Raw genomic sequence first — 25,328 nt, forward strand, 5'->3', positions numbered from 1 at the left:
ACCGGTGAGGGCCGTTCACAGCAGCAGCGCGGCCAGATCCTCCCATTGACGCAGCGGCGGCCGGTCCGGGGTGGCCGTGAGCACGTGCAGGCTGACGTGGTCCGCGCCCGCCTGGAGGTGCTCGCCGACGCGGCGGGCGACCTCCTCGGGGCCGCCGGTCGCCACCAGCGCGTCGACCAGCCGCTCGTCCAGCGACTCGGGGTCGTCGAAGCCCAGCCGGCGCAGCGGCGTGAGCCGGTTGGGCAGGGCGGCGGCCGCGTGGGCGCGGGCCAGCTCGGCCGCGCGGGAAGCTGACGGGTCGAGGACGGCGAGCTGGGTGACCGCCAGCAGCGGCCGCGGCCCGAGCAGGCCGCGGGCGTGGCGGGTGTGGGTGACCGGCATGCCCAGCGGGTGGGCGCCCGCGGCCCGTTCGGCGGCGAGTTCGAGCATCCTGGGGCCCAGCGCGGCCAGGATGCGAGGCGCCGCGGGGACCGGCGGGCCGAACGGGGCGGCGTCCATCGCCTCCAGGTAGGCGCGCATGGTCGCGACCGGCGGGCCGAAGCGGTGGCCGCGTACGCCGGTCACCACGGCGGGGTGGCCGACCCCGAGGCCCAGCAGGAACCGCCCAGGGAACGCCTCGGCGAGGGTGCGCTGCGCGGCCGCGGTGGTGACGGCGTCGCGGGCGTGGATGCCGGCGGTGCCGGTGGCGACGACGGTCCGCCGGGTGAGCGACAGCAGCAGGGCCGCCTGCGCCATGGCCTCGCGGCCGGTCGTCTCGGGGAACCACAGCGCCGGGTAGCCGAGGTCCTCGACGGCCGCGGCCGCCTCACGCAGGACGGGGGCCGGGTAGCGGTCCAGCTCGCCCGCCCAGATGCCGACCCGTCCGAGCTCGGGTGCGCTCATCGCGCGTCGTGTGCGGTCAGGAAGCCGTCGATCGCGGCCGCGCCGGTGCGGGCCAGCCAGGTGCGCAGATCCATCAGCTCGGGGTACAGCGCGCGGGCGAAGGAGACGTCGGCGCGCCAGCCGCGTTCGTTGAGCCAGGTGTAGGCGAAGGCGAACTCCTCGCCGGCCCGGGCGATCACCTCGATCGGGACCTGGACGTAGGGCAGCGGCCGGCCGATGGCCTCGGAGATGGCCGCGGTGATCTCCAGCGGGGTCAGCTCGTCGCCGGCCAGGTCCACCGCACGGCCGATCCACTCCTGCGGCCGGGCGAAGGCCAGGGCCGCGAAGGCGCCGACGTCGTCGACGGCCATGATCTGCTGCGGTACGGCCGGCTCGAACGCGGTGGTCACGGCGCCGTCGTGCAGGTGATAGGCGCCGGTGTAGTTCTCCATGAACGAGACCGGGCGCAGGAAGGTCGCGGGCAGGCCCAGCCGGGTGATGTGCTGCTCGATGCGCCACTTGCTCACCACGTTCTGGGGCAGCTTCTCGGTGTCGTGGCGGCCCGCGCCGGCGACGGAGGCGTAGACCAGGTGCCGCACGCCGGCGGCGTGGGCGGCCTCGGCGACGTTGCGGCCCCAGGCGACCTCGTGGTCGGCGGTGAAGCCGGCCGGGGTGCCGGGGGAGCCGACGGTGGGCTGGACGCTGAACAGGCCGTGGGCGCCCTCGGCGGCGGCGGTGAGGGAGGCGGGGTCGTCCATCTCGGCGCGTACGAGCCGGGCTCCGGCCTGCGCCAGCGCCCGGGCCCCGGCGGCGTCCGGGTCGCGGGTCACCGCCCGTACGTGCCAGCCGTCGGCGAGCAGCCGGGCCGTCACGGCGCGGCCCTGCAGGCCGGTCGCCCCGATCACGACGATGGTCTTCACGATGGTGTCTCCAGGAGGTGGGCGTGCGGAGGCCACCCACCTAACCGGGGTGGCCCTCCGTTTACAGGTGAGTACGATATGGAGGGCCACCCCGGTTTTGCAAGCCCGCTGGAGAACGCATGCCGCACGACAGCCGTACGACCTCGCCCGCGCGGCCGATGCGCGCCGATGCGCGCCGCAACTACGACCGCATCCTGGCCGCGGCCGCCGAAGCCATCGCCGAACAGGGAGCCGAGGCGTCCCTGGAGGAGATCGCCCGCCGCGCCGGCGTCGGCTCGGCCACGCTGCACCGGCACTTCCCGTCCCGGCAGCAGCTGCTGGAGGCCGTCTTCCGGGACAAGGTCGAGGCCCTGTGCGCCGGCGCCGCCGACCTGGCCGGCCACCCGGACGCGGGGCAGGCGCTGGTGACCTGGCTGGGCGCTGTGGCCACGCACGCCGTCTCCAACCGCGGCCTGGCCGCCTCACTGATGCGCGGCGCCCACGACGGCGACCCCACCCTGGGCGCCACCTGCCACGCGATGATCGTGACCGCCGGCGACGCCCTGCTGGCCCGCGCCCGCCACGCGAACGCCGTACGCGCCGACGTGGCCATCGCCGACCTGCTCACCCTCGTCAACGCCATCTGCCTGGCCGTCGAACACGAACCCGACGGCGCCGCCCAGGCCGACCGGCTGCTCAACCTCGCCCTCACCGGAGTGGGCCCCACCCGGCAGAGCTGAGGGGCAGGGGAGCGGCGTCAATGGAGCCGATCCGTGGTAGGAACTTTCGGGATGGAATTCTTCTGCCCGTTCGGCGGGCGGCGGTGATGCGCAGACTTCGAGGTGACGTCGTGCTCGTGCTGGGCATCGAGGTGCCGGACGACCTGCTCGAACGGTGGCTCGGCTGGTTCGCGCCGCCGGTGCAGCCTTTCGTGATCCCGCCCGATCTGGCCGCCTCCCTCAAGCTCGACGACGACCGGGACCGGCTCACGCCCGAGGTCAGGGACACCTTCTGCCTCTACGGCCTGGGTTCGTCGGCGCTGGTGTGGCTGACCGAGGCCGGCGCGCGCCGGCTGCCGGCCGCGGTCAGGCGCAGCCAGCCCACGCCGCACCGCTGGCCCGCCTCGATCGCCGGGCGCGAGCTCGGGGCCGTGGTCACCTACGTCGAGAAGGGGCGCCGCCCCAGCCGGCACCGCGACGTCGCCCCCGCCACGTGGGAGGCCATCGCCTCCGCGCTGCCCGGAGCGCGTCACCTCGCCGGGACCTTCCCTGCCCGAAGCGGCCCGAACTGCTTCGCCACGGTGATGGCGGCCTGCGGTGTCGAAGACGCGCAGGAGGCGTGGATGCTCCGCGAGCCGTTCGAGGACTGGCTCGCCGAGCACACCGCGAAGGGCGGGCGCGACGGCGAGCCGGGCACCGTCCTGGTCTGGCGGAGCGCCGACGGAGCCGCGCAGCACGCCGCGCTCACCCTCGGGGACGGCTGGGCGCTTCACAAGCCCTCCCAAGGCTGGATGAGCCCGACAAAGGTCCTCACCCTGGGGGAGCTGAAGTACAGCGCCCGAGCCGCAGGCCGGCGCCTTCACCGCCACCACCTTCGGTGACTTCGCCCCCCCGGGCGATGGCTAGGCTTCGGCGCGTTTCTCCAGCCGGCTGCCCCGCGGCAAGGTGACGGCCATGATGTTGCTGGGGATGTCCAGCTCGATGCGGTGCCACCGCCCGCGCGGGACGATGGCGGCGGTCCCGGCCGTCAGCCTGATCTCTTCCTCCTCCTGCCCCGGCCGCTCCGGACGCAGATAGAGGCGGATCTTCCCGACCAGGCAGGAGATGACCTCCTCGGCCTCGGGATGCACCTCCCAGTGGTCGGCGTGGACGTCGGCGCCGGTCCTGGCGTGGAAGGCCGTCAGCCGCCAGCCGTCCGGGTCGGCCTCCATCGTCGCCTTCCCGGCGTGGATCTTGCCGCCTTGGCGCAGGTGGACAGAGGACGCGAAGAGATCGATCGGGTGCACAGACATGCCGAGACGCCCCTTTTCTGCGGTGGGTGGATCGCCGGTCAATCCCGGGCGGAGAGCGAAACACGGTCATCGACCTGCCCGGCCCGCGCGGGCGGGTTGTCCCCGCGCAGGACCGTCAGGGCGATGAGGACGGCGCCGAGCAGGAGCACGGCGCCCAGGCTCAGGCCGAGCGCGTAACCGTCGTTGAGGGCCTCGGGCGTGACGGCCTGGCCGGTGCGGTCGTGCGCGACGGTGCCCAGGACGGCCAGCCCGAGCGAGGCGCCGATCTGGCGGGAGCTGTTGAGCAGGCCCGAGGCGGCGCCGGTCTCATGGGCCGCGACGCCGACGGTCGCGGTGGAGACCACCGGCCCCAGGCACAGCCCGAAGCCGACGCCGGCGACGATCGAGGGCCCCAGGACGTCCGTGACGAACGCGCCGTCCGCGCTGATCAGGCCGAACCAGGCGAACCCGGCCGCCGTCAGCAGCCCGCCGATGACCAGCAGCGTACGCGGCGCGAGCCGGTAGCCGAGTTTGACCGCCAGCACGGAGCCGGCCACCACGCCCAGCGCGAACGGCAGGAACTCCACCCCCGTCAGGGCCGGCCCCGTCCCGAGCACGCGTTGCAGGTAGAGGGAGGCGAAGTAGAAGGCCGCAGCCATGGCCGCCCCCACCAGCAGGTTGTAGGCGTTCGCGCCGGCGACCGACCGGTTGGCCAACAGGCCGAGCCGGATCAGCGGCTCGCGGGCCGTGGTCCGCTCGACGACGATGAACGCGGCCAGCAGCACGACGGCGACCGCCAGCGTCGCCACGGTGACCGGCGAGGTCCACGCGTACCGGTCAGTGCGGACGATCCCGAACACCAGCAGGGTCATGCCCGCCGTGGCCAGAACCGCGCCGAGCACGTCCGGACGGGCGCCGCGCACCGGAGGCGGCCCGGCGGGCACCGCCCGCCACGTCAGCGCCAGCGCGCAAGCGGCCATGGGCACGCTCACGAACATCACCCACCGCCAGCCGGCGTACTCGGTGAGCACGCCGCCGATCAGGACGCCGAGCGCGCCCCCGGCGGCGTTCGTCGCGCTCCAGATCCCGAACGCCCGCACGCGCGCCCGGCCCGCGGGGAACGTCGTCGTCAGCAGCGCCAGCGCGGCCGGGGCCAGGGCGGCGGCCCCGATGCCCTGCGCGGCCCGGGCGGCGACCAGCTGACCGGGTTCCTGGGCGAGACCGCCGGCGAGCGAGGCCAGACCGAACAGGGCGAGCCCGAGCAGCAGGACCGGCTTGCGGCCGTAGCGGTCGGCGGCCTTGCCGCCCAGCAGGAGCAGCCCGCCGAAGGTGAGCGCATAGGCGTGGATCACCCAGGTCAGGCCCACCGCGCTGAATCCCAGGCCGGCGGCGATCTGCGCAAGCCCGACGTTGACGACCGACAGGTCCAGCGACACCATGAACTGGACGACGGCCACCGCGGCGAGGGTGAGCCCCGGCCGGGCACCCGGTTCGGCGAGCGCGCCCGCTGATCGTCTGCTGGTCAACGCGGCTCAGTCCTTCGAACCGCAGGGATCGTCGCGGCCCGGACCCGGCTGCGCGCAGGTGATGCGGGCGGGGGAGCGGGCCGCACCGTACGCGGGTGGCCCGGTGATGTGGCGACTGGGGTTGTCATGACCGCCATCGTCGTCCAGCTGCTGCTCGGGGGCGTCCTGCGAGCGAAGTCATCTGCCGCTACCGCCCCGGGATCAACGACCGGCCCGACTACGACGCCGGGAGTAGGCACCGACGGTGCTGCCCATGCCCCCGGCCCGTCCGCGCCCTGAACCTGGCAGCCACCGCCATCCGCGGCACCGCCATCCGCCTGCGGCTCCGTCAGGCGCCGACGGCCAACGATCCGTCTTTCGCACGAGCGTCCTAAAGACGTCCCCGAGATGCCTCACCCGCCCAGCCATCCGCCGGCCGCGCGGCAGGCCGCCCGTGCTGGTTTACTCTTGCGACAAAGCAGGCGGGAGAGGGGTTTGTGTGAAGCCTGGCGCGGATGGTCCACCCGTTTCATCCTTGGATGCCGTTCTCGAACGCATCACCTACGCCAACGAGGAGACCGGCTACACCATCGCCCGCGTCGCCACCGAACGCTCCGGCTCCGAACTGCTCACCGTCGTCGGCCCGCTGCTCGGCGCCCAGGTCGGCGAGTCGCTGCGGCTGCTGGGCCGCTGGAGTTCCCATCCCCGCTACGGCCGCCAGTTCGAGGTGCGCTCCTACACCACCGTCCTGCCCGCCACCATCCAGGGCATCCGCCGCTACCTCGGCTCCGGCCTGATCAAGGGCATCGGCCCCAAGATGGCCGAGCGCATCGTCGACCACTTCGGCACCGACACCCTCGAGGTCATCGAACAGCAGCCGCAGCGCCTGGTCGAAGTGCCCGGCCTGGGACCCAAACGGACCAAGATGATCGCCGCCGCCTGGGAGGAACAGAAGATCATCAAAGAGGTGATGATCTTCCTGCAGGGCGTCGGCGTGTCCACCTCGATCGCGGTGCGCATCTTCAAGCAGTACGGCGAATCGTCGATCTCCGTCGTCAAGACCCGCCCGTACCAGCTGGCCGACGACGTGTGGGGGATCGGCTTCAAGACCGCCGACACCATCGCCCAAGCCGTCGGCATCCCCCACGACAGCCCCGAACGCGTCAAAGCCGGCCTGCGCTACACCCTGTCCCAGGCCGCCGACGACGGCCACTGCTACCTGCCCGCCCCCAACCTCGTCGCCGACGCCGTCAAGATCCTCGACGTGCCCGCCGACCTCGTCACCACCTGCCTCGAAGAGCTCATCGAAGCCGAAGGCGCCGTACGCGAACCCATCCCGGCCGGCGACAACGTCGTACCCGCCGTCTACCTGCCGCCCTTCCACCGCGCCGAGAACTCCCTGGCCTCCGGCCTGCACGCACTCCTGCGCTCCTCCCACGACCGGCTCAAAGCCTTCGCCGACGTCGACTGGGAACGCGCCGAGACCTGGCTGCACGGCCAGACCGGCGCGGACCTGGCCTCCGAGCAGCGCCAGGCCGTCCGCCTGGCCCTGACGGAGAAGGTCGCCGTCCTGACCGGCGGGCCCGGCTGCGGCAAGAGCTTCACCGTACGCTCCATCGTCCTGCTCGCCCGCGCCAAACGCGCCAAGGTCATCCTGGCCGCCCCCACCGGCCGCGCCGCCAAACGCCTGGCCGAACTGACCGGACACGAGGCCACCACCGTCCACCGGCTGCTGCAGCTGCGCCCCGGCGGCGAGGCCACCTTCGACCGCGACAACCCCCTCGACGCCGACCTCGTCGTCGTCGACGAAGCCTCCATGCTCGACCTGCTGCTGGCCAACAAACTCGTCAAAGCCGTCGCGCCCGGCGCCCACCTGCTGTTCGTCGGCGACGTCGACCAGCTGCCCTCCGTCGGCGCCGGCGAGGTCCTCAAAGACCTGCTCGCCGCCGACGACATCCCCCGCGTACGCCTGACGCAGATCTTCCGCCAGGCCCAGGAGTCCGGCGTCGTCGTCAACGCCCACCGCGTCAACACCGGCCACCACCCCCTCCTGCAGGGCATGAACGACTTCTTCCTGTTCCCCTGCGAGGAGGCCGAGGAGATCGCCGCCCTGACCGTCGACGTCGTCGCCCGCCGCATCCCGCGCCGCTTCGGCCTCGACCCGCGCCGCGACGTCCAGGTCCTGGCCCCCATGCACCGCGGCGCCGCCGGCGCCGGCGCCCTCAACACCGCCCTGCAGGAAGCCCTCACCCCCGCCCGCGAGGGCATGCCCGAACGCCGCTACGGCGGCCGCGTCTTCCGCATCGGCGACAAGGTCACCCAGCTACGCAACAACTACGACAAAGGCGCCGCCGGAGTGTTCAACGGCACCGTCGGCATCGTCACCGACCTGCGGCCCGACGAACACAAGCTCACCGTCGTCACCGACGAGGACGAGGCCGTCGACTACGCCTTCGACGAACTCGACGAGCTCGCCCACGCCTACGCCGTCTCCATCCACCGCTCCCAGGGCAGCGAATACCCGGCCGTCGTCGTCCCGCTGGCCACCAGCGCCTGGATGATGCTGCAGCGCAACCTCCTCTACACCGCCATCACCCGGGCCAAGAAACTCGTCGTCATCGTCGGCTCCCGCCGCGCCCTGGCCCAGGCCGTCCGCACCAAGGGAGCCGGACGGCGCCACACCGGCCTGACCCACCGCCTCTGACGGGCCCTTTCCCAGGCACAAGTGATTGAAATGTGACCGAACTCTCCCAAATGATTCCTCGTCTTACATGCATCAGCATTAAGGTTTTTGAGGTGCGTTTGGTGCCGTGGGGGAAAGGACAGTGTTGAACGTTACGCCCGCTTGGAGGAAGCCCGCCACCGCAGTCGCGCTGCTCACCGCAGCCACACTGACGGCCTCATGCTCATCGGGCACCACCCCCGGCGGCGGCAGCGGGGGAGCGGGCGCGCCCGAAGCCACCACGAGCGCCACCCCCCAAGCCCCCACCGTCAAGATCAGCCCCGCCGAAGGCAGCGGCAAGGTCAACCCCGAAAAGAAGATCGTCGTCACCGCCGACGGCGGCCCCCTCGACAACGTCACCGTCGAGGCCTCGGGCGAACAGATCGAGGGCAAATACAACACCGACAAGACCAAGTGGGTCTCCAAGACCGCACTCAAGCCCTCCACCGACTACACCGTCAACGCCACCGCCGGCGCCACCACCGCCACCAGCACCTTCACCACCGCCAAACCCGAACGCGCCCTCCAGATCGCCGACGTGACCCCCCACGCCAAGGGCGAGACCCTCGGCGTCGGCGCCCCCATCATCGTCACCTTCAACCAGCCCGTCACCAGCAAGGCCACCATCGAACGCGCCCTGCAGGTCGAGGCGGAAAAGCCCGTCACCGGCGCCTGGCGCTGGATCAACGACACCGTCGCCATCTACCGCACCGCCAAATACTGGCCCGCCCACCAGAAGGTCACCTTCAACGCCAACATCACCGGCATCAAGGGCGGCGACGGCCTCTACGGCGTCAAGGACTACACCGCCACCCTCAAGATCGGCGCCCGGCAGATCAGCAAGGTCGACACCAAAAAGCACATGATGTACGTCTACAAAGACGGCAAACGCGTCCAGACCATGCGCATCAGCGCCGGAATGGCCACCACCCGCGAATACACCACCACCTCCGGCATCCACCTCACCATGGAACGCGGCAACCCCGTCCGCATGATCTCCCCAGGCCGCAAAAAAGGCGACCCCGGCTACTACGACGTCATGATCGACCACGCCGTCCGCATCTCCAACTCCGGCGAATACGTCCACGCCAAAGACAACGTCTGGGCCCAAGGCGTCCGCAACGTCAGCCACGGCTGCGTCAACGCCCGCCCCGACCAGGCCAAATGGTTCTACGACAACTTCCAGCGCGGCGACGTCGTCGACATCACCGGCACCACCCGCCAACTCGAATGGAACAACGGCTGGGGCTTTTGGCAACTACCGTTCAAAGAGTGGAAGAAGGGCAGCGCCCTGAAGAACAGCAAGGCCTGACATGACCCACCCCAGCACCCTCCCGCGCATCCGCGAAGGCCGCGACGGCGACGTCCCCATCGTCTTGAACATGTTCGACAGCGCCGTCACCTGGCTCACCGCCCAAGGACGCACCGGCCAATGGGGCACCAGCCCCTTCACCGGCAACCCCCGCCGCACCCGCCAGATCACCGGCTGGCTCGAACTCGGCGGCATGCGCATCGCCGAACTCGACGACCAGCCCGCCGGCTGCATCGTCGTCGGCGGCGCCCACGACTACGTCACCCCCGCCACCGAACCCGAACTCTACATCCAGGCCCTGGTCACCGACCGCCGCTACCACGGCCACGGCATCGGCCGCGCCCTGCTCGACTGGGCCGCCAACGAAGCCGCCGAACGCGGCGTCGGCCTGCTGCGCGTCGACTGCTACGCCGGCGACGACGGCCGCCTGGTCGCCTACTACGAAAGCTGCGGCTTCACCCGCATCGCACCCTTCACCGTGGGGGAGTGGCCCGGCATGCTCCTGCAGCGCCGCATCTGACGGCCGCATCGACCCGATCCCGGCGTCGGCGCCCCCGAACCTGGTCGCGGCGTCAACGCCGCCGACGCCGCATCTGACCTGACCCCGGCGTCAACGCCGCCGACTCCACGACCAGCCGCCGCACCCCGGGACACCCACCAGGCCCCACCAGGCCCCGCCAGAGCCTCACACCAGCGACAGCTGCGCCGCCCGCGGCGGCCGCGGACCCACCTCCGGCGCCCCGCACCCCATCCCGTACACCTGGCACAACTGCGCGATCTGCCCCGTGATACGCCGCTCATAATCCGGCGAAGGCAACCCCGCCCGGTCGTACAACTCCTCATACCGCTCCACCAACTGCGGATGCGCCCCCGCCAGCCACTCCCCGTACCACGCCCGCGTCCCCGGCGGCAGCCGCAACACCACCGGCTCCACCGCCCGCGCCCCCGCCGCCGCGATCCGCCGCACCGTGGCACCCAGCTGATCGGCCGCATCACTCAGCAACGGCAGCACCGGCGCCATCAGCACCCGGCAATCCACCCCCGCCTCCACCAGCGCCGACACCAGCTCCAGCCGCGCCTGCGCCGTCGGCGCCCCCGGCTCCACCGCCCGCCGGATCCGCTCGTCCACGAACGCGATCGACACCGCCACCCGCGCCCCGGCCTCCGCCAGCAAAGCGGCATCCCGCAACACCAGCGCACTCTTGGTGTAAACCGTGAACGGCACCGCCGCCTGCGACAGCGCCCCGATCACCCCCGGCATCAGCCGATACGTCTCCTCGGCCACCTGATAACAGTCGCCGCTGACCCCCACCGCCAGCTCCTGGCCGTCCCAGCGCACCAGCTCCGCCCGCAACCGGGCCACCGCGTTCGGCTTCACCACGATCCGCGTGTCGAAATCACGCCCCGCATCCAGCCCCAGCCGCCCATGACCAGCACGGGCACCGCAACCCCGGCAGGCATGGGCGCAGCCACGATAGGGGGACACGGCCCACCGCTGGGCGATGCCCGCGGTCGGCGGCACCCGCTCGATCATCGTGCGGGCCTGCAACTCGTAGAAACCGTCACGCACCACCGCACGCCGCTCGATCAGCGGACGCTCATCAGCGGCCTCGTCGACAAGCGCAAGCGCGTCCCAACCCACACCGACCAATGGAACACGCATTCGACACCCTTTTCAAGCTGTTCCACACAACCACACCCGCCCTGACCCGATCCGGCACCCCAGCTAAAATGGCACACACGTACCACTTTTCGTCTGGGGGACCCCCATGCCCTGGCTCCTGCTCGCCCTCGCCATCACCACAGAAGTCCTCGCCACCACCGCACTCAAACTCTCCAACGGACTCACCCACCCCGGCTGGACCATCGCCGTCGCCACCGGCTACATCACCTCCTTCACCCTGCTGTCCCAAGCACTCAAACACCACCTCGACATGGGCACCGCCTACGCCATCTGGTCCGGCGCCGGCACCGCCGCCATCGCCCTCATCGGCGCCGCCTTCATGGGGGAGACCCTCACCCCACCCAAGATCGGCGGTATCCTCCTCATCATCGGCGGCGTCGTAGTCCTCAACCTCGCAGGTGGCCATTGAACCCGCACCACGACCCCACCCAGCCGGGCGAGCGACCCCACACCCAACCAGGGGAGCGGCCCCACCCACACCCGCCCACCCAAGCCCGCGGACGCCGCCGCCGCGCCACCCTCCTGACCGCCGCCGTCGACCTGCTCACCCAAGGCGGCTTCGCCGCCGTCACCCACCGAGCCGTCGCCCACCACGCCAACCTCCCCCTCGCCGCCACCACCTACTACTTCGCCTCCCGCGACCAACTCCTCGCCGAAGCCTTCGCCCAACTCGTCGAAACCGAACTCACCACCACCCGCACCTGGATCACCGACCACGGCCTGACCGCCCTCACCGACCAGATCGCCACCGCCGACCGCACCCGCCAACTCGGCCTCTGGGAGCTCTACGTCCACGCCGGCCGCGACCCCGTCCTCCAGCAGATTGCCCGCCGCTGGGCCGACGGCTGCATCCGCATCATCGCCGACACCCTCCACCTGCCCGAGACCGACACCCGCGTCCGCCTCCTCTACACCACCCTCAGCACCCTCTGGCTCGAGCAAGTCGTCGAACAACGCCCCCTCGACGAAGCCCGCACCCTCCTCACCCTCGCCGTCAAAACCGCCGAAAACGCATTGCCGCCCCCCTGACCCCTCCCTACACTTCCTCCGTGCTCAAACCCCACTACCCGATCACCACCGACCGCCTCCTGCTACGCCCCTTCACCCACGACGACCTCGACGCCGTCCACGCCTACGAATCCCGCCCCGACGTCGCCCGCTACCTCTACTGGGAACCCCGCGACCGCGACACCACCCAAACCTTCCTCGACAAAAGGGCCACCCGCACCGCCCTCCACGACGAAGGCGACGCCATCGACCTGGCCATCACCCTGCGCCACACCGGCCAACTCATCGGCCAGACCCTGCTCATCTGGACCAGCAGACAACACCGCCAAGGCGAAATCGGCTACATCCTCCACCCCGACCACCACGGCCACGGCTACGCCCCCGAAGCCGCCCGCCAAATGCTCCGCCTCGGCTTCGACGACCTCGGCCTCCACCGCATCACCGGCCGCCTCGACGCCCGCAACACCGCCTCCGCCCGCGTCCTGGAAAAACTCCACATGCGCCGCGAAGCCACCCTCATCGACAACGAATACGTCAAAGGCGAATGGACCACCGAAGCCATCTACGCCATCCTCCACACCGAATGGACGCCATGACCCCCATCCACCACCTCGCCCTGCAAACCGACTGGGAACACGCCCAGAAAGCGGGGGAGTACCGCATCTCCACCCTCGGCCACACCCTCGAGGAGACCGGCTTCATCCACTGCAGCCGCGACCTGGCCCAACTACGCGGCGTCCACACCACCTTCTACGCCCACGTCACCGAACCCCTGCTCATCCTCGACATCGACCCCACCGGCCTCGACATCCGCCTCGAAAACGGCTTCCCCCACCTGTACGGGCCCCTGCCCATCACCGCCGTCACCGCCGTACACCCCTGGTAACACGCGGGGGAGCAGGCCACTCACCTCAACCCGCACAAAACCGCCCACACACCCAACCCCGAACCCCCACAATGAGCCCCATGAACCCCCGAACCGCCGCCCAACGCTTCGCCGACACCTGGCAACACGGCTGGACCCACCACGACACCGCCGCCATCATCACCCTCTACCGCGACGACGCCACCCACACCAGCATGCCCTTCCGCCCACCACACCAGGGCAAACAAGCCATCGCCGACTACATCCAATGGTCCTTCACCGGCGAGACCAACCCCCACGTCACCTTCGCCGACCCCATCGTCGACGGCGACACGGCCGCCATCGAATTCCGGGTCCACGCCCACGACAACGGCCGCCCCATCACCCTCGCAGGCTGCGTCTTCGCCCGCTTCGACCCCGACGGCCTCGCCACCGAGACCCGCGACTACTGGCACACCACCGACGGCCACCAATAACCCCGACACCGGCCCGCACGACCGGCCACCCGCACCCCCGCACGGGACCAACACACCAAAACGATCAGCGCACCACCCGCAGCGGCGTCCGCACCGGCACCTGCACAGGCGCCACCGGCGCCACCGCCGGCTCCGGACGCACCATCTGCTGCGTCTGCTGCTGGGCCTGCTCCTCAGCACGCCGCTCCGCGCACCCACCCGCGCAGTAGCCGTTCGTCACAATGAGGCGCCCCCGCAGCGGCGTGTATGCCTCCTTACCCGTCGCAGGTACGACCCCCTGGCACACCGGGCATAACACCGACTGGCTCCCCACGTGCTGCTCCTCTCGCGGCGCGAATAGCAGGACTTCCACCTTAAAACCACACCTCGCGTCAAGGACAGCGAATCGACAGAACGTCAAACTCTCCGTAAGCGCCCAGGGGAGCCCGCCACACCACCGCACCGAACCCCAAAACCCCCGCTCAACCACCGCAACCCGCCCCGCCACACCACCCGGACCCCCGCCGTGCAGCCCGGGAAAAAAATCCCATCAGACCCACCGGTCCCACCCGCCGAGGGGAGCGGCGAACCCCTCCCGAAAGCGGTTACTTGACATAATGTTCATTATCAAGCAACTGGCATGAACCGCCCGAGCCCGGGAAGACGCCTTGACATGTCCGCCCTGGCGATCTCAACCCCCGGTCTCGTCGCACTCACAGGCGTGATCACCGCACTGGCCATCTGGCTGATCATCCTGGCCGCCCGGCTCACCAGAAACCCACGCAACCGGCCCGGCGTCAGCATGGACATGGTTGATCAAGCCCGCGAGCTCAAGTCGCTCGGCCAGATCCAGGAAGCCGTGTTCTTCGTACGCGGCGAGACCGGCATGAGCCAGCGAGCCGCCGCCCGCTTCGTCAAGCGCCTGTGACCCCCCTCCCGGCGCCCAGCCTCGACATCTCATCCCATACCGGACAGAAGCTGAATTCTGTTTGGTATGGGATATAAAGTAGCAAACGGCGCTTAAAGGGCGTTAGCGCCCGGACGCGCCACCCCCGCCCCGGTTCATGCCCGCACGCCGGCGCTCAAGGCCGTGCGGCCCCTTGGGGCCGGCGAGGCTCCTTCGGGGTGCGTCGCGGGGAGCCGCCCGGGGCCGCTCCCCCGGGTTGGAGCTCCCGGGTGGGGGTTTCGGCTCGGGTGTCACGTACGGTGGCGCTCCCACCACAGGTGGATGTTTCGGGCAAATTAGGTCAATTAGGGCTGGTCAGGGCGGTTTTTTGTCCGGAACTGTCACCAGCAGTCGGCGATCCGTGTCAGCATCGATGACATGTATGGGCCATATGGGACTGTCTTAAATGCGTGGGGCCGGAGGGACCGCCCCTCCCGCTGAGCGGTCTCTCGCCCCTTGAAGTCCGTGTCGTCCCCTTGCTGGAAAGAAGTCCCCCGTTGCGTATCTTGCTGCTGTGCTCCTCGTTCAACGGCCTGACCCAGCGTTGCTGGCTGGAGTTGCGCCGGGCCGGTCATGACGTCGGTGTCGAGCTGGCCGTGTCGGAGCAGGCGATGGTGGAGGCGGCCGAGCTGGCCAAGCCGGATCTGGTGATCTGCCCGTTCTTGAAGGAGCGGGTGCCTGAGCGGCTGTGGCAGGCGCATCGTACGGTGATCATTCACCCGGGTCCTCCTGGGGACCGTGGGCCGTCGTCGCTGGACTGGGCGATCTTGGAGGCCGAGCCCGAGTGGGGGGTGACGGCGTTGCAGGCGGTGGAGGAGATGGACGCGGGTCCGATCTGGGGTTTCCGGACGTTCGCGATGCCGTCGGAGGCGCCGCGTAAGTCGGCGTTGTACAACGGGCCGGTGGCGGATGCGGCGGTGGAGCTGGTGGCGGAGGTGGCTGCCAAGGCGGCGGATCCGTCGTTCGTGCCGGTGCCGTTGGATTACCGTTCGCCGGAGGTGCGGGGGCGGTTGCGGCGGGCGATGCGGCACTCTGATCGGGAGTTTTCCTGGGAGGAGTCGACGGAGGAGATCGTTCGGCGGGTGCGGGCGGCTGATGGGTCGCCTGGTGGTCGGTCGGTGTTGTGTGATGTGCCGGTGCGGGTGTTCGACGTGTATCGGGGGCCGGAGCTGGGTGGGCGGCCGGGTGAGGTGGCGGCGCGGCGTGAGGGTGCGGTGCTGGTGAACACCGGTGATGGTTCGGTGTGGGTGGGGCATGTGCGGTTGGAGCAGGAGGGGGCGGTGAAGCTTCCGGCGGGGTTGGCGTTGGGTGATCGGGTGGCGTCGGCGCCGGAGCGTTCGGGGTACAGCGAGATCACGTATGACCGTAGTGATGGTGTGGGGGTGGTGAGTTTCGACTTCTACAACGGGGCGATGTCGTCGGATCAGTGCCGGAGGTTGGCGTCGGCGTTGCGGTATGCGGTGGCGCAGGACACGAGGGTGCTGGTGGTGCGGGGTGGGGAGACGTTCTCCAACGGTATTCATCTGAATGTGATCGAGGCGTCGCGTCATCCGGAGTTGGAGGCGTGGGCGAACATCAATGCGATCAACGCGGTGTGCCGGGAGATCGTGGGGTGTACGAGTCAGCTGGTGGTGACGTCGATCGGGGGGAACGCGGGCGCGGGTGGGGTGATGATGGGTCTGGGGGCGGACCGGGTGATCATCCGGGAGTCGGTGGTGTTGAATCCGCATTACCGGACGATGGGGTTGTTCGGGAGTGAGTACTGGACGTATGTGTTGCCGCGGCGGGTGGGGGCGGAGACGGCGCGGCGGTTGACGCGGCAGGCGTTGCCGGTGGGGGCTGCGGAGGCGGTGGAGTTGGGGTTGGCGGATCGGATGCTGGCGGGTTCGCGGTTGGACTTCGAGCGGCGGGTGCTGGAGTACGCGGAGCGGTTGGCGGTGGATCCGGGTTATGATCGGCTGCTTGCCGGTCGGCGGCAGGCTCGGGAGGTGGATGAGCGGCGTAGGCCGTTGGACGCGTACCGGGCTGAGGAGCTGGCGGAGATGAGCCGGGACATGTTCGATGATCGGCATGAGTTCCGGGCGGCGCGGCGGGCGTTCGTGCACAAGGTGCGGGCTGAGGTGACTCCGGAGCATTTGGTGCGTCTTGGTGGGTTGTCCGGCGCGTCGGGGGCTGCTGGGGCTGGGGCATCTCATATGTGAGATATGGTCTCGTGTTGTGTCAGATGATTACCTTGTACGGATCGGCCGGTTGATCCGGGATGCGCGTCAGCATCGTGGTTGGACGCAGCTGCAGCTGGCGGATGCTCTGGCGACGTCGCAGAGTGCGGTCAACCGGATCGAGCGCGGCAACCAGAACATCAGTCTTGAGATGATCGCCCGGATCGGTGAGGCGCTCGACAGTGAGATCGTCTCGCTGGGGTATGCGGGGCCGATGCATCTGCGGGTGGTGGGTGGCCGCCGGCTGTCGGGCAGCATCGATGTCAAGACGTCGAAGAACGCGTGCGTGGCGTTGTTGTGCGCGTCGTTGCTGAACTCGGGGCGGACGATTCTGCGCAAGGTGGCGCGGATCGAGGAGGTCTACCGGATCCTGGAGGTGCTGGCCTCGATCGGGGTGCGGGCCCGGTGGATCAACGAGGGCAGCGATCTGGAGATCGTTCCTCCGGCTCGGCTGGAGCTGGAGGCGATGGACACGGAGGCGGCGCGCCGTACCAGGAGCGTGATCATGTTCCTGGGGCCGTTGATGCACCGTACGGAGCAGTTCCAGATCCCCTATGCGGGGGGTTGTGATCTGGGGACGCGTACGGTGCAGCCGCACATGTCGGCGCTGAAGCATTTCGGGCTGGACATCACGGCGACGGGCGGGTTCTATCACGCGCGGGTGGATCGGGGGGCGGCGCCGTCGCGGCCGATCGTGTTGACCGAGCGGGGTGACACGGTGACGGAGAACGCGCTGCTGGCGGCGGCGCGGCATGACGGGGTGACGGTGATCCGTAACGCCTCCTCCAACTACATGGTGCAGGATCTGTGCTTCTTCCTGGAGCAGCTCGGGGTGCGGGTGGAGGGGGTGGGGACGACGACGTTGACGGTGCATGGCCTGCCGGACATCGAGCGGGATGTCGACTACTCCCCCTCTGAGGATCCGGTGGAGGCGATGAGTCTGCTGGCGGCGGCGGTGGTGACGTCGTCGGAGCTGACGATCTGCCGGGTGCCGGTGGAGTTCCTGGAGATCGAGCTGGCGGTGCTCGAGGAGATGGGCCTCGATTGTGATCGGGGGCGGGAGTATGCGGCGGCCAATGGTCGTACGCGGTTGGTGGATCTGACGGTGCGGCCGTCGAAGCTGGTCTCCCCCATCGACAAGATCCATCCGATGCCGTTCCCGGGGCTGAACATCGACAATGTGCCGTTCTTCGCGGCGATCGCGGCGTCGGCGCAGGGGTCGACGTTGATCCATGACTGGGTCTACGACAATCGGGCGATCTATCTGACGGAGCTGACGCGGCTGGGGGCGTCGGTGAAGTTGCTGGATCCGCATCGGGTGCTGGTGGAGGGTCCGACGCGGTGGCGCAGCGCGGAGATGATGTGCCCGCCGGCGTTGCGGCCGGCGGTGGTGGTGCTGCTGGCGATGATGGCGGCGGAGGGCACGTCGGTGTTGCGGAACGTGTACGTGATCAATCGTGGGTATGAGGATCTGGCGGAGCGGCTGAACGCTCTGGGTGCGCGGATCGAGACCTTCCGCGACATCTAGGGCCTCGGCCCTGGGCGGGCGCCTGTGTCGGGCGCCTGCCTTGGGGGCGGGTGTTTCTGTCGGTGTCGGCCGCTACCGTCGTGCTTGGTTCGTCGTGGCGCGAGGGAAGGGGTGGCCGGTGCGGCCTGCGGAGCTCGAGCGGTTGACGGTGGCGGAGGCGGCTGACCGCTATGTGGAGCTGGTGCGGGCGCGGACGGTGACGGGGGCGTTGTCGTCGTCGACAGCCGAGGTGTATGCGCGGGATGTGGCGACGTTGGTGGAGCTGGCCGGCGCGGATGTGGTGCTGGACGATCTGACGGGCGCGGATGTGGATGCGCTGCTGCTGGCGTTCGCCCGCCGGCCGGATGGGCGGCTGCGCACGCCGAGTGGGGGGCAGTCGCCGTCGTCTCAGGCGCGGTTTCGGCGCTCGATCTCGGCGTTGTTCAAGCATGCGACGCTGGCGGGGTGGGTGCAGATCAATCCGATGACGGCTTCGACGGTGACGTCGAAGGAGCGTGGGGGGTTGCGGCCGCAGCGGCGGGCGTTGACGCGGGAGCAGGCGCAGGGGTTGATCGGGGCGGCGCGGACGTTGGGGGATGTTCCCGCGCCGGAGGGCAAGCGGCGGGATCAGCGTACGGAGTTGCGTGATGCGGTGATCGTGCTGTTGCTGGCGACGGTGGGGCCGCGGGTGTCGGAGTTGGTGCGGGCGAATGTGGAGGATTTCTTCACCAACGACGGGGTGCGGTATTGGCGGATCTTCGGCAAGGGCGGGCGGACGCGGGATGTGCCGTTGCCGGATGATGTGGCGGGGGTGTTGCAGGAGTATCTGGCGCGGGGGCGGCCGGCGGTGGCGGAGAAGGCGTTGCTGCTGTCGTGGCGGGGGCGGCGGCTGGCGCGGGGGGATGTGCAGGCGGTGATCGATCGGGTGCAGCGGCGGGTGGATCCGGATCAGCGGCGTTCGGTGACGCCGCACGGGTTGCGGCATACGACGGCGACGCATCTGCTGGCCGATGCGGTGGACATGGATGCGGTGCGGCGGGTGCTGGGGCACAGTGATCTGGCGACGCTGGGGCGGTATCGGGATGAGCTGCCGGGTGAGCTGGAGGTGGCGATGCGGGCTCATCCGTTGTTGCGCGGCCGGTGAGGTTTCCGGGGTGGCGCTCCCCCGGTTCCGGGTGATCCCCGGGGGTTGATAACAATACCGGTATTTGTATTCGTGGGTGTAGAGTGGGTGTCATGGTACGACCACCGCTGACCCTCGAGGAGCGGCTGCGTGGCGAGCAGCTCGGCTTGGTGCTGCGCCAGGCCCGTGGCGAGCGCAGCATCGTCGAGGTCGCCGCTGCGGCGGGGATGTCGGCCGAGACCCTTCGCAAGATCGAGACCGGCCGGATCGCGACGCCGGCGTTCTTCACGATCGCCTCTCTGGCCGATGTGCTGGGTATCTCGCTCGACCACCTGGCCACGCGCTCCACTCCCGCCGCCACCTGACCTGCCACCTGACCTGCCACCTGACCTGCCGGCCGGCCGGGTGCTCTCCCCCGCCGTGTCCGCGGCGGTAACCGCTGGGGTGCGGGTGACCGATCGGATGCGGTTTGACTCTGACGCAGGGTCAATCTCTCACCATGGTCGCCGTGACCACGAAAACCAGTGCGATCGAGGTGGCCGGGCTGCGCAAGGCGTACGGCGACCTGGAAGTGATCGCCGGAGTCGACCTGAGCGTTCCCGCGGGCACCGTCTACGCCCTGCTCGGCCCCAACGGGGCCGGCAAGACGACCCCGGTGCGGATCTTGTCCACGTTGCTGCCCGCCGATGGCGGGCGGGCCCGGGTGGCCGGGTACGACGTGCGCCGCGAGGCCGAGCGGGTGCGCGCCTCGATCGGGGTGAGCGGGCAGTTCTCGGCCGTGGACGAGTTGCTGACCGGGCGGGAGAACCTGCGGCTGATGGCCGACCTGGGCCACCTCGGGCGGCGGCGTGCCGAGGGTGTGGTGGGGCGGCTGCTGGAGCGCTTCGATCTGGTGGGTGCCGCTGAGCCGTGCGGACGCCGGATCTGGATGAGGTGTTCCTGGCTCTCACCGGCCGCCCCGCCACTGGGTCCGCTGCTGGGTCCGCTGCTGGGTCCGCTGCTGGGTCCGCTGCCGGGTCCGCTGCCGGGTCGGCCGCTGAGGGGGTGCCGGCATGAGCGGCCTGTCCTACGCCGTGCGTGACTCGGCGACCATGCTGCGGCGCAATCTGTGGCGTATGGCGCGCTATCCGTCGATGACGGTGATGCTGGTCGGCCAGCCGCTGCTGTTCCTGCTGCTGTTCGTCTACGTGTTCGGCGCCACCATGGGTGCGGGCCTGCCGGCAGCTGTGGCGGGGGGTCGCGGCGGTTATCTGACGTTCATCACTCCGGGGATCTTGATGATGACGGTGGCGAGCGTGTCCATCGGCACGGCGGTCCTGGTCGCCACCGACATGACGAACGGGATCATCGACCGGTTCCGGACGATGGCCATCGCCAAGGTGTCGGTGCTCACCGGTCACGTGCTGGGTGCGATGATCCAGAGCGCGTTCGCGCTCGTGGTGGTCATGGGGGTGGCGTTCCTGATCGGTCTGGACAGCGGCGCCTCGGTGATGCAGTGGGCGGGGCTGGCCGCTCTGCTGGTGCTGGTGTCGCTGGCGATGACGTGGTTCGCCGTGGCGCTGGGGCTGGCCAGTCCGGACCCGGAGACGGCGAGCAACCTGCCGATGATCTTCGTGTTGCTGCCGTTCGTGGGCAGCGGGTTCGTGCCGGTCGCGTCGATGCCGGCGGGGTTGCGGTGGTTCGCCGAGTACCAGCCGTTCACGCCGATCATGGATGCTTTGCGTGGTCTGCTGGCCGGGGCTCCGGCGGGTTCGGACGTGCTGTGGGCCGTGGGCTGGTGTGTGCTGATCGCCTCGGCCGGCTATGGGTGGTCGCGGCGCCTCTACCGGGTGCGCGCGGCGCGTTAGGAGACTGGTGTGATGCTGACCATCGGGGAGCTGGCGTCGTATGCCGGGGTGACGGTGCGCGCGGTGCGGCACTATCACGCCAAGGGGCTGCTGCCGGAGCCGGAGCGCGACCACTGTGGCTATCGCCGCTACGACGCCGGCGCGGTGGTCGAGCTGATCAGGATCCGGACGCTGACCGGGGCGGGGGTGCCGCTGGCGCGGGTGCGGGAGCTGCTGCGGGCCGATGAGGAGGAGTTCGCCGCGGCGGTCGCGGACATCGACCGGCGGCTGCGGGCGGAGATCCGGGAGCGGCAGCGCCTGCGGGAGCGGATCGCCCGGCTGGCCGCCGGGGACCAGCTGGTGCTGCCGCCGGAGGTGGTGGAGTTTCTGGACCGGCTGCGGGCGCTCGGGGTGGACGAGCGGATCGTGGGGGTCGAGCGTGACGGCTGGATCCCGCTGGCGGCGCACTCCCCCGAGCGGGTGGCGGAGTGGGTGGCGCGCAAGCGGGAGCAGCTCGCCGACCCGCAGCTCGTGGACTTCTATCTCACCCTGGGCCGGGCTCTGGACTGGGGCGCCGAGGATCCGCGGCTGGTCGAGCTGGCCGACGGTCTGGCCGACTACATCACGCGGATGGCCGAGGAGAGGGGCGAGGACTACGTGGACGTGGCGGGGGTCGAGCCGCCGTTCGCGCGGTTGATGGACGATCTGGCGTTCGGCTCGGCGCCGCCGGCGCGCCGGCTGATCGAGCTGCTGAAGGAGCGCGGGTGGACGGGCTGGACCCGGCTCGAGCGCGTGGACCCGCGGCCGGGAGCGGTGCGGCGTCCGCGGTGACGGCGGGCGGGCGGGATCCTGCGAGCCGGCCAGCCGGGTGGATTGTCGGAGCCGGTGGTTAGGGTCCGCGTCATGATCGCTTGTTTGTGGCGGGCCCGCGGCGGCCGGTGGGACGAGGTGCCCGCATGAATCCCTGGCAGGAGGTCCTCGACCGTATCGAGGAGGGCGATGAGGAGGACCTGGCGACGTTCCTGGACGGCCTGAGCGACCTGGGCCGGCGGGCGGTGGCCGGGCAGCTCCCCCATCATCTGGCCGAGGAGCTGCGCGGCGGGGTCCAGGCCCGGTGGGAGATCGAGGGGCTGGCGCCCGGGTTCCGGATGGCGGGGGCGGCCTGTTTCACCGGGGCTCAGCAGGTGGCGGCCTGGCTGAACCGCAGGGAGCTGCGCCGCGTGCGCGACCCCGAGCGGGACGCCGAGCGCCTGATGTTCCTGCTGCGGCGCCGCCCGGTGGAGTGGCGCCGTGACCTGGCCGTCCGGCTGGCGAAGCGGCTGCGGCCGCCCACCGGCCGCAGGTGGCGGCGGGCGGGCGTGCCCGGCTGGGACCTGGCCGCCGCGCTGGTGTCCGAGACGGGCATCGAGCCGCCGGACGATGACGCCTTCGTGGTCGGGTGGCTGTGGCGGCTGGTCCTGCGGCGCCAGCGGGGCGGCCGTGGCCTCGACGGTGATCCGCTGCTGGCTGCCCTGCTGCCGCGGCTGTTCCGGGCCCAGGGCGTGGCCGGGCCGCTGGCCCTGGACGAGAGCCAGGAGGCGGGGGTGAGCGTTCTCGGCGAGCTGGCCGTGCTGGCCGGGCAGGGTCGTCTGCCGCGCGCGGCGTTGATCGATGGTTGTGCCGGGCGGTTCCTGGCCGGCGGCCCGGCCGAGGAGATCGCCCCGTTCTTACGGTTGTGGCGGCTGCTGGAGCCGCAGCCGCGGGAGATCCCGGTCCTGGAGTTCGTGCGGCTGCTGCCGTCGGCCGGTCCGGTGCTGGCGCAGCTGGCGGTGGAGGAGTTGCAGCGGGCCGAGGGCGCGGGGCTGCTGGAGGAGGAGCTGTTCGCCGAGGCCGTGGGGGCGCTGGCGTACCGGACGGAGAAGAAGCTGCTGCACGCGGCCGTGCGGTGGGTGGCGCGCACGCCTGCGCCGAGGAGCGGCGGCGCGGTGCCCGCGCTGGCCACCGTGTTCGACGTCGAGACGCCCGCGTTGCGGGAACGCGCGGTGCGGCTGGCGGTCAAGCTGGCCCCGCACGCGGACGACGCCGGCCGGGAGGCGGTCCGCCAGGCTGCGGCGCGGCTGCCCGCGGACCTGCGTGGGCGCGTGGCGGCCGCCTATGGCGCGATCGCCTGCCCGCAGGAGCTGCCGGTCGCCGCCGTCCTGCCCGTGCCTGAGCTGCCTGAGCTGGCGCCGCCGTTCGCCTCGCCGGCCGAGCTGGTCGCGCAGCTGCGGGCGCTGGGCTGGGCAGAGGAGCCGCAGCGGTGCGAGCGTGTGCTGGCCGGGATCGTCGAGCTGGCTCACCGCGACCGCGCCGGCCTGGAGGCGGCGCTGCGGCCGTGGTGGCGCGACAGCCGGCCGCCGCAGGGCGAGGCCGAGGGGTACGTGTTCGACCGCGACGCCCACGACCGCGGCGTGCAGACCCTGCTGGCGCGCTGCGCGCTGGCGGTCGTGGCGCCGCAGGACAGCCGGCGGCTGAGCGCGTCTCTGGCCGAGACGGGCCCTTACGCCGGCGGCGATTGGCCGCCCCAGCGGCTGCTCCGGCGCCGCCTGGAGGAGGTGATCGCGCTCTTGGAGAGCGGGCGGACGATTCCGGCGCTGCTGGCGACGCCGACCGAGCCCACCGGCCATGTCGACCCGGCGATTCTGGTGGGCCGGATGGAGCTGCTGCGGGGGGCCGAGCCGCTGGCGGCCGACTTCGAGCAGGCGCTTCTGCGGCTGCCCCGGTACGTCGATCCCGAGCTGATCGTACGGGCCGGGGAGCTGCCGTCGCGGGCGGGCCGGGAGCTGGCCGCGTGGTTGCGTGGGGGCGGGTGGCCCGACCCGGTCGTGGACTGGACGTCGCACCGGCAGGAGCGGGCGGGTTACGGCCTGCGCGGCGGGTCCTACCGGCTGCGTGTCGACGTCGTGCCGCCGGCGGGGCTGCCTGCCTGGCTGGCGCGGCTGTGGGTGATCGACGCGCGGCACACCTATCTGTCCTACCGGCGTGACGCGCTGTGGTGGCCGCTGATCATGCCCTCGCACCGTGAGGTCGTGGCTTCCTGGCTGGTGCGGTGCATGCCGTGGCCCTCTGATGGCAACGACTTCACGATGGCGGCTCTGGCTGCTGCTGCCCATGGTGAGGGGCCCGTGGGTGCCGCCACCGCGGTGGCGATCGCGGGCGGGCTGGGGCACCGGCGGGACGCGCAGCGGGCGGCGGCGGCCGAGGCGGCGCTCACGCTGGCCGCGCGCGGGCAGTTCCCGGCACCCGAGTTCGGGTGGGCGGTCGCGGAGCTGATCCGGCACGAGTTCGTCACGCTCAAGCGAATCGCCGTCGCGCTGGGTGACCTGGCGGCGGCGGGCGCGCATGACCAGGTGTGGCGGGCGCTGGCCGTGGCGCTGCCGCTGCTGCTGCCGGGCCCCGGTGAGCGGCCGCGCGCCGGGTTGGGCGAGCTGCTGGGGGTCGCGGCGCGGGCGGCTGTGCTGGCGGGCGGGAAGGGCGAGATTTTCGGGCTGGCGGAGATGGCCGCGCGCAAGGGGTCGAGCCTGGTGCTGCATGAGGCCAGGCGGCTGCATGAGGCCGTCTCCTCGGGGTCCCGGTAGCAATGGAGCAGAATCCAACGAACCCGCCCCTGGCCAGCGGGAGGAGACGCTCCGCGAGGCGAACACGGTCCTGGTCAACGGCTGCAACGTGCCCGATGAACTGCTGTCGTTCACGGAAAGTCGTAACCCCCGCGAGCGGAGGCGGTTTGGCGTGACGTTGCGTTCGGTGCGGCTTCGGGTGGGCAGGTTGCGCCGGGTCGGCCAGCAGTTCGGCGACTGCTCGGGGTGGCCAGGGCCCGGCCGAGGCTTGCTCGACCGATAGCTGCGCGGTCGGGACGGGACGCCCGTTGATCATTTCGATCAGCTGCGTGATCGGAAATCCGCTGGGTCCGACCAGGTCATAGACGCCGGAATGACCGATGCCGTCGATGGCGTTCGCGAGTGCGTCGATGACGTCGGAGGCGTGGACGGGGTGGAAGCGTTGCGTGCCATCGCCGATGATCCGTACCGGGACATCCGGGTTTGCTTGGTGGAACATCGGCTCGAACGGGCTCGGAGTGTCGCCTCCGGGCACGATCGGGTGGATGCGGAAGATCACGCTGTCGGCGGGGCAGGAGCGCAGCAGGTCTTCCGCCTGCCCCTTGGACCGGGTCCAATCGGGGATGACTTCATCGGCCGGCAGGTCGTGCGGGGTCCGCACGAGCGCGAGGACGCGCGTGCCCAGGCCGGCCAGCCGCGGCAGCAGGTCCCGGCCGGTGCGGCTGTTCGCGCCGGTGACGACCACGGTGCGGGCTAAGGGTGATGGTGACATGAGAACCTCCACAGATTATGTGCTGTGCGAATATATAGCACAGCATATAATCGCACAGC

General features: G+C 70.8%; 26 protein-coding genes. 20 read left to right on the forward strand and 6 right to left on the reverse strand.

The genetic code is table 11. The annotated features are described in order from the left end of the window. Positions 1-15: 15 nt before the first annotated feature. Together HD596_RS44445 and HD596_RS44450 are read right to left on the reverse strand one after the other, a co-directional pair. Complete coding sequence (locus HD596_RS44445) at positions 16-882, reverse strand: TIGR03620 family F420-dependent LLM class oxidoreductase (protein WP_185075385.1); 867 nt, start codon at positions 880-882, stop codon at positions 16-18. Beyond that, a complete protein-coding gene (locus HD596_RS44450) occupies positions 879-1,781 on the reverse strand; it encodes an NmrA/HSCARG family protein (RefSeq protein WP_221519846.1) in 903 nt (300 codons plus the stop codon). Before HD596_RS44450 ends, HD596_RS44445 begins: the two co-directional genes overlap by 4 nt. A 119-nt stretch (positions 1,782-1,900) precedes the next feature. On the opposite strand from HD596_RS44450, the gene HD596_RS44455 reads away from it, so the two are divergent. Beyond that, entirely contained in the window at positions 1,901-2,500 is a 600-nt protein-coding gene (locus HD596_RS44455; protein ID WP_246555311.1) for a TetR/AcrR family transcriptional regulator, read from the forward strand. 86 nt (positions 2,501-2,586) lie between these two features. Then, positions 2,587-3,360, forward strand: a complete 774-nt coding sequence (locus tag HD596_RS44460) for a hypothetical protein (protein WP_221519847.1) — start codon at positions 2,587-2,589, stop codon at positions 3,358-3,360. A 21-nt stretch (positions 3,361-3,381) separates the two neighbouring features. On the opposite strand, the gene HD596_RS44465 is transcribed toward HD596_RS44460, so the two are convergent. Then, on the reverse strand, positions 3,382-3,771 hold the full coding sequence (locus HD596_RS44465) for a cupin domain-containing protein (RefSeq protein WP_185075386.1): 390 nt from the start codon (positions 3,769-3,771) through the stop codon (positions 3,382-3,384). Positions 3,772-3,809: 38 nt separating this feature from the next. Then, positions 3,810-5,276, reverse strand: a complete 1,467-nt coding sequence (locus HD596_RS44470; RefSeq protein ID WP_246555313.1) for an MFS transporter — start codon at positions 5,274-5,276, stop codon at positions 3,810-3,812. A 478-nt stretch (positions 5,277-5,754) separates the two neighbouring features. Here HD596_RS44470 and recD2 point away from each other — a divergent pair, with 478 nt between their 5' ends. From recD2 to HD596_RS44485, 3 genes are all read left to right on the forward strand, one after another. Continuing rightward, a complete protein-coding gene (recD2, locus tag HD596_RS44475) occupies positions 5,755-7,959 on the forward strand; it encodes an SF1B family DNA helicase RecD2 (RefSeq protein ID WP_185075387.1) in 2,205 nt (734 codons plus the stop codon). 121 nt (positions 7,960-8,080) lie between these two features. Further along, a complete protein-coding gene (locus HD596_RS44480; protein ID WP_313046334.1) occupies positions 8,081-9,289 on the forward strand; it encodes a L,D-transpeptidase in 1,209 nt (402 codons plus the stop codon). Between the two features lies 1 nt (position 9,290). Next, on the forward strand, positions 9,291-9,809 hold the full coding sequence (locus HD596_RS44485; RefSeq protein ID WP_185075389.1) for a GNAT family N-acetyltransferase: 519 nt from the start codon (positions 9,291-9,293) through the stop codon (positions 9,807-9,809). A 165-nt stretch (positions 9,810-9,974) separates the two neighbouring features. Here HD596_RS44485 and HD596_RS44490 read toward each other — a convergent pair whose 3' ends face one another. Beyond that, positions 9,975-10,952, reverse strand: coding sequence for a radical SAM protein (locus HD596_RS44490; RefSeq protein WP_221519849.1), 978 nt, complete (start codon positions 10,950-10,952; stop codon positions 9,975-9,977). A gap of 106 nt (positions 10,953-11,058) precedes the next feature. Here HD596_RS44490 and HD596_RS44495 point away from each other — a divergent pair, with 106 nt between their 5' ends. The 5 genes from HD596_RS44495 (at position 11,059) to HD596_RS44515 (ending at position 13,322) form a co-directional block, all read left to right on the forward strand. Beyond that, on the forward strand, positions 11,059-11,382 hold the full coding sequence (locus HD596_RS44495; protein WP_185075390.1) for a DMT family transporter: 324 nt from the start codon (positions 11,059-11,061) through the stop codon (positions 11,380-11,382). Continuing rightward, complete coding sequence (locus tag HD596_RS64260) at positions 11,379-12,002, forward strand: TetR/AcrR family transcriptional regulator (protein WP_185075391.1); 624 nt, start codon at positions 11,379-11,381, stop codon at positions 12,000-12,002. The genes HD596_RS44495 and HD596_RS64260 overlap by 4 nt, the downstream gene beginning before the upstream one ends. A gap of 20 nt (positions 12,003-12,022) precedes the next feature. After that, on the forward strand, positions 12,023-12,577 hold the full coding sequence (locus HD596_RS44505) for a GNAT family N-acetyltransferase (RefSeq protein ID WP_185075392.1): 555 nt from the start codon (positions 12,023-12,025) through the stop codon (positions 12,575-12,577). Continuing rightward, positions 12,574-12,867 carry a DUF952 domain-containing protein gene (locus tag HD596_RS44510; RefSeq protein ID WP_185075393.1) on the forward strand — a complete coding sequence of 98 codons (294 nt, stop codon included), beginning with the start codon at positions 12,574-12,576 and terminating at the stop codon, positions 12,865-12,867. The genes HD596_RS44505 and HD596_RS44510 overlap by 4 nt, the downstream gene beginning before the upstream one ends. A gap of 80 nt (positions 12,868-12,947) precedes the next feature. Beyond that, positions 12,948-13,322 carry a nuclear transport factor 2 family protein gene (locus HD596_RS44515; RefSeq protein ID WP_185075394.1) on the forward strand — a complete coding sequence of 125 codons (375 nt, stop codon included), beginning with the start codon at positions 12,948-12,950 and terminating at the stop codon, positions 13,320-13,322. Between the two features lie 64 nt (positions 13,323-13,386). On the opposite strand, the gene HD596_RS44520 is transcribed toward HD596_RS44515, so the two are convergent. Then, positions 13,387-13,674, reverse strand: coding sequence for a hypothetical protein (locus HD596_RS44520; RefSeq protein WP_185075395.1), 288 nt, complete (start codon positions 13,672-13,674; stop codon positions 13,387-13,389). A 348-nt stretch (positions 13,675-14,022) separates the two neighbouring features. On the opposite strand from HD596_RS44520, the gene HD596_RS44525 reads away from it, so the two are divergent. The 10 genes from HD596_RS44525 (at position 14,023) to HD596_RS44570 (ending at position 25,254) form a co-directional block, all read left to right on the forward strand. Next, positions 14,023-14,229 carry a hypothetical protein gene (locus tag HD596_RS44525; RefSeq protein ID WP_313046335.1) on the forward strand — a complete coding sequence of 69 codons (207 nt, stop codon included), beginning with the start codon at positions 14,023-14,025 and terminating at the stop codon, positions 14,227-14,229. Positions 14,230-14,744: 515 nt separating this feature from the next. Beyond that, the gene (locus HD596_RS44530; RefSeq protein ID WP_185075397.1) at positions 14,745-16,448 is read left to right on the forward strand and encodes an enoyl-CoA hydratase-related protein; all 1,704 of its coding nucleotides are present in this window, start codon (positions 14,745-14,747) and stop codon (positions 16,446-16,448) included. Positions 16,449-16,464: 16 nt separating this feature from the next. Next, positions 16,465-17,994 (forward strand): helix-turn-helix domain-containing protein, encoded by a 1,530-nt coding sequence (locus HD596_RS44535; RefSeq protein WP_185075398.1) that lies wholly within the window; start codon positions 16,465-16,467, stop codon positions 17,992-17,994. Between the two features lie 118 nt (positions 17,995-18,112). Further along, positions 18,113-19,117: a tyrosine-type recombinase/integrase gene (locus HD596_RS44540; protein ID WP_185075399.1), complete on the forward strand. Its 1,005-nt coding sequence runs from the start codon at positions 18,113-18,115 to the stop codon at positions 19,115-19,117. A 92-nt stretch (positions 19,118-19,209) separates the two neighbouring features. Beyond that, entirely contained in the window at positions 19,210-19,461 is a 252-nt protein-coding gene (locus tag HD596_RS44545) for a helix-turn-helix domain-containing protein (RefSeq protein ID WP_185075400.1), read from the forward strand. 143 nt (positions 19,462-19,604) lie between these two features. Further along, the gene (locus tag HD596_RS44550) at positions 19,605-20,177 is read left to right on the forward strand and encodes an ATP-binding cassette domain-containing protein (RefSeq protein WP_376776044.1); all 573 of its coding nucleotides are present in this window, start codon (positions 19,605-19,607) and stop codon (positions 20,175-20,177) included. After that, the gene (locus tag HD596_RS44555) at positions 20,149-20,943 is read left to right on the forward strand and encodes an ABC transporter permease (RefSeq protein WP_185075402.1); all 795 of its coding nucleotides are present in this window, start codon (positions 20,149-20,151) and stop codon (positions 20,941-20,943) included. Before HD596_RS44550 ends, HD596_RS44555 begins: the two co-directional genes overlap by 29 nt. A 12-nt stretch (positions 20,944-20,955) precedes the next feature. After that, positions 20,956-21,753, forward strand: coding sequence for a MerR family transcriptional regulator (locus tag HD596_RS44560; RefSeq protein WP_185079087.1), 798 nt, complete (start codon positions 20,956-20,958; stop codon positions 21,751-21,753). Positions 21,754-21,878: 125 nt separating this feature from the next. Continuing rightward, positions 21,879-24,518 carry a DUF7825 domain-containing protein gene (locus tag HD596_RS44565; protein WP_185075403.1) on the forward strand — a complete coding sequence of 880 codons (2,640 nt, stop codon included), beginning with the start codon at positions 21,879-21,881 and terminating at the stop codon, positions 24,516-24,518. 352 nt (positions 24,519-24,870) lie between these two features. Then, entirely contained in the window at positions 24,871-25,254 is a 384-nt protein-coding gene (locus HD596_RS44570; protein WP_185075404.1) for a hypothetical protein, read from the forward strand. Positions 25,255-25,328 lie beyond the last annotated feature (74 nt).

The organism is Nonomuraea jabiensis (assembly GCF_014204795.1).
GTDB lineage: Bacteria > Actinomycetota > Actinomycetes > Streptosporangiales > Streptosporangiaceae > Nonomuraea > Nonomuraea jabiensis.

Excerpts from the sequence above, each read along its gene's own strand:
- HD596_RS44445 (WP_185075385.1), bottom strand. The coding sequence starts at position 882 with ATGAGCGCACCCGAGCTCGGACGGGTCGGCATCTGGGCGGGCGAGCTG.
- HD596_RS44455 (WP_246555311.1), top strand. The coding sequence starts at position 1,901 with ATGCCGCACGACAGCCGTACGACCTCGCCCGCGCGGCCGATGCGCGCC.
- HD596_RS44460 (WP_221519847.1), top strand. The coding sequence starts at position 2,587 with ATGCGCAGACTTCGAGGTGACGTCGTGCTCGTGCTGGGCATCGAGGTG.
- HD596_RS44465 (WP_185075386.1), bottom strand. The coding sequence starts at position 3,771 with ATGTCTGTGCACCCGATCGATCTCTTCGCGTCCTCTGTCCACCTGCGC.
- HD596_RS44485 (WP_185075389.1), top strand. The coding sequence starts at position 9,291 with ATGACCCACCCCAGCACCCTCCCGCGCATCCGCGAAGGCCGCGACGGC.
- HD596_RS44490 (WP_221519849.1), bottom strand. The coding sequence starts at position 10,952 with ATGCGTGTTCCATTGGTCGGTGTGGGTTGGGACGCGCTTGCGCTTGTC.
- HD596_RS44495 (WP_185075390.1), top strand. The coding sequence starts at position 11,059 with ATGCCCTGGCTCCTGCTCGCCCTCGCCATCACCACAGAAGTCCTCGCC.
- HD596_RS44510 (WP_185075393.1), top strand. The coding sequence starts at position 12,574 with ATGACCCCCATCCACCACCTCGCCCTGCAAACCGACTGGGAACACGCC.
- HD596_RS44515 (WP_185075394.1), top strand. The coding sequence starts at position 12,948 with ATGAACCCCCGAACCGCCGCCCAACGCTTCGCCGACACCTGGCAACAC.
- HD596_RS44545 (WP_185075400.1), top strand. The coding sequence starts at position 19,210 with ATGGTACGACCACCGCTGACCCTCGAGGAGCGGCTGCGTGGCGAGCAG.
- HD596_RS44555 (WP_185075402.1), top strand. The coding sequence starts at position 20,149 with ATGAGCGGCCTGTCCTACGCCGTGCGTGACTCGGCGACCATGCTGCGG.
- HD596_RS44560 (WP_185079087.1), top strand. The coding sequence starts at position 20,956 with ATGCTGACCATCGGGGAGCTGGCGTCGTATGCCGGGGTGACGGTGCGC.
- HD596_RS44565 (WP_185075403.1), top strand. The coding sequence starts at position 21,879 with ATGAATCCCTGGCAGGAGGTCCTCGACCGTATCGAGGAGGGCGATGAG.
- HD596_RS44570 (WP_185075404.1), top strand. The coding sequence starts at position 24,871 with ATGACCGATGCCGTCGATGGCGTTCGCGAGTGCGTCGATGACGTCGGA.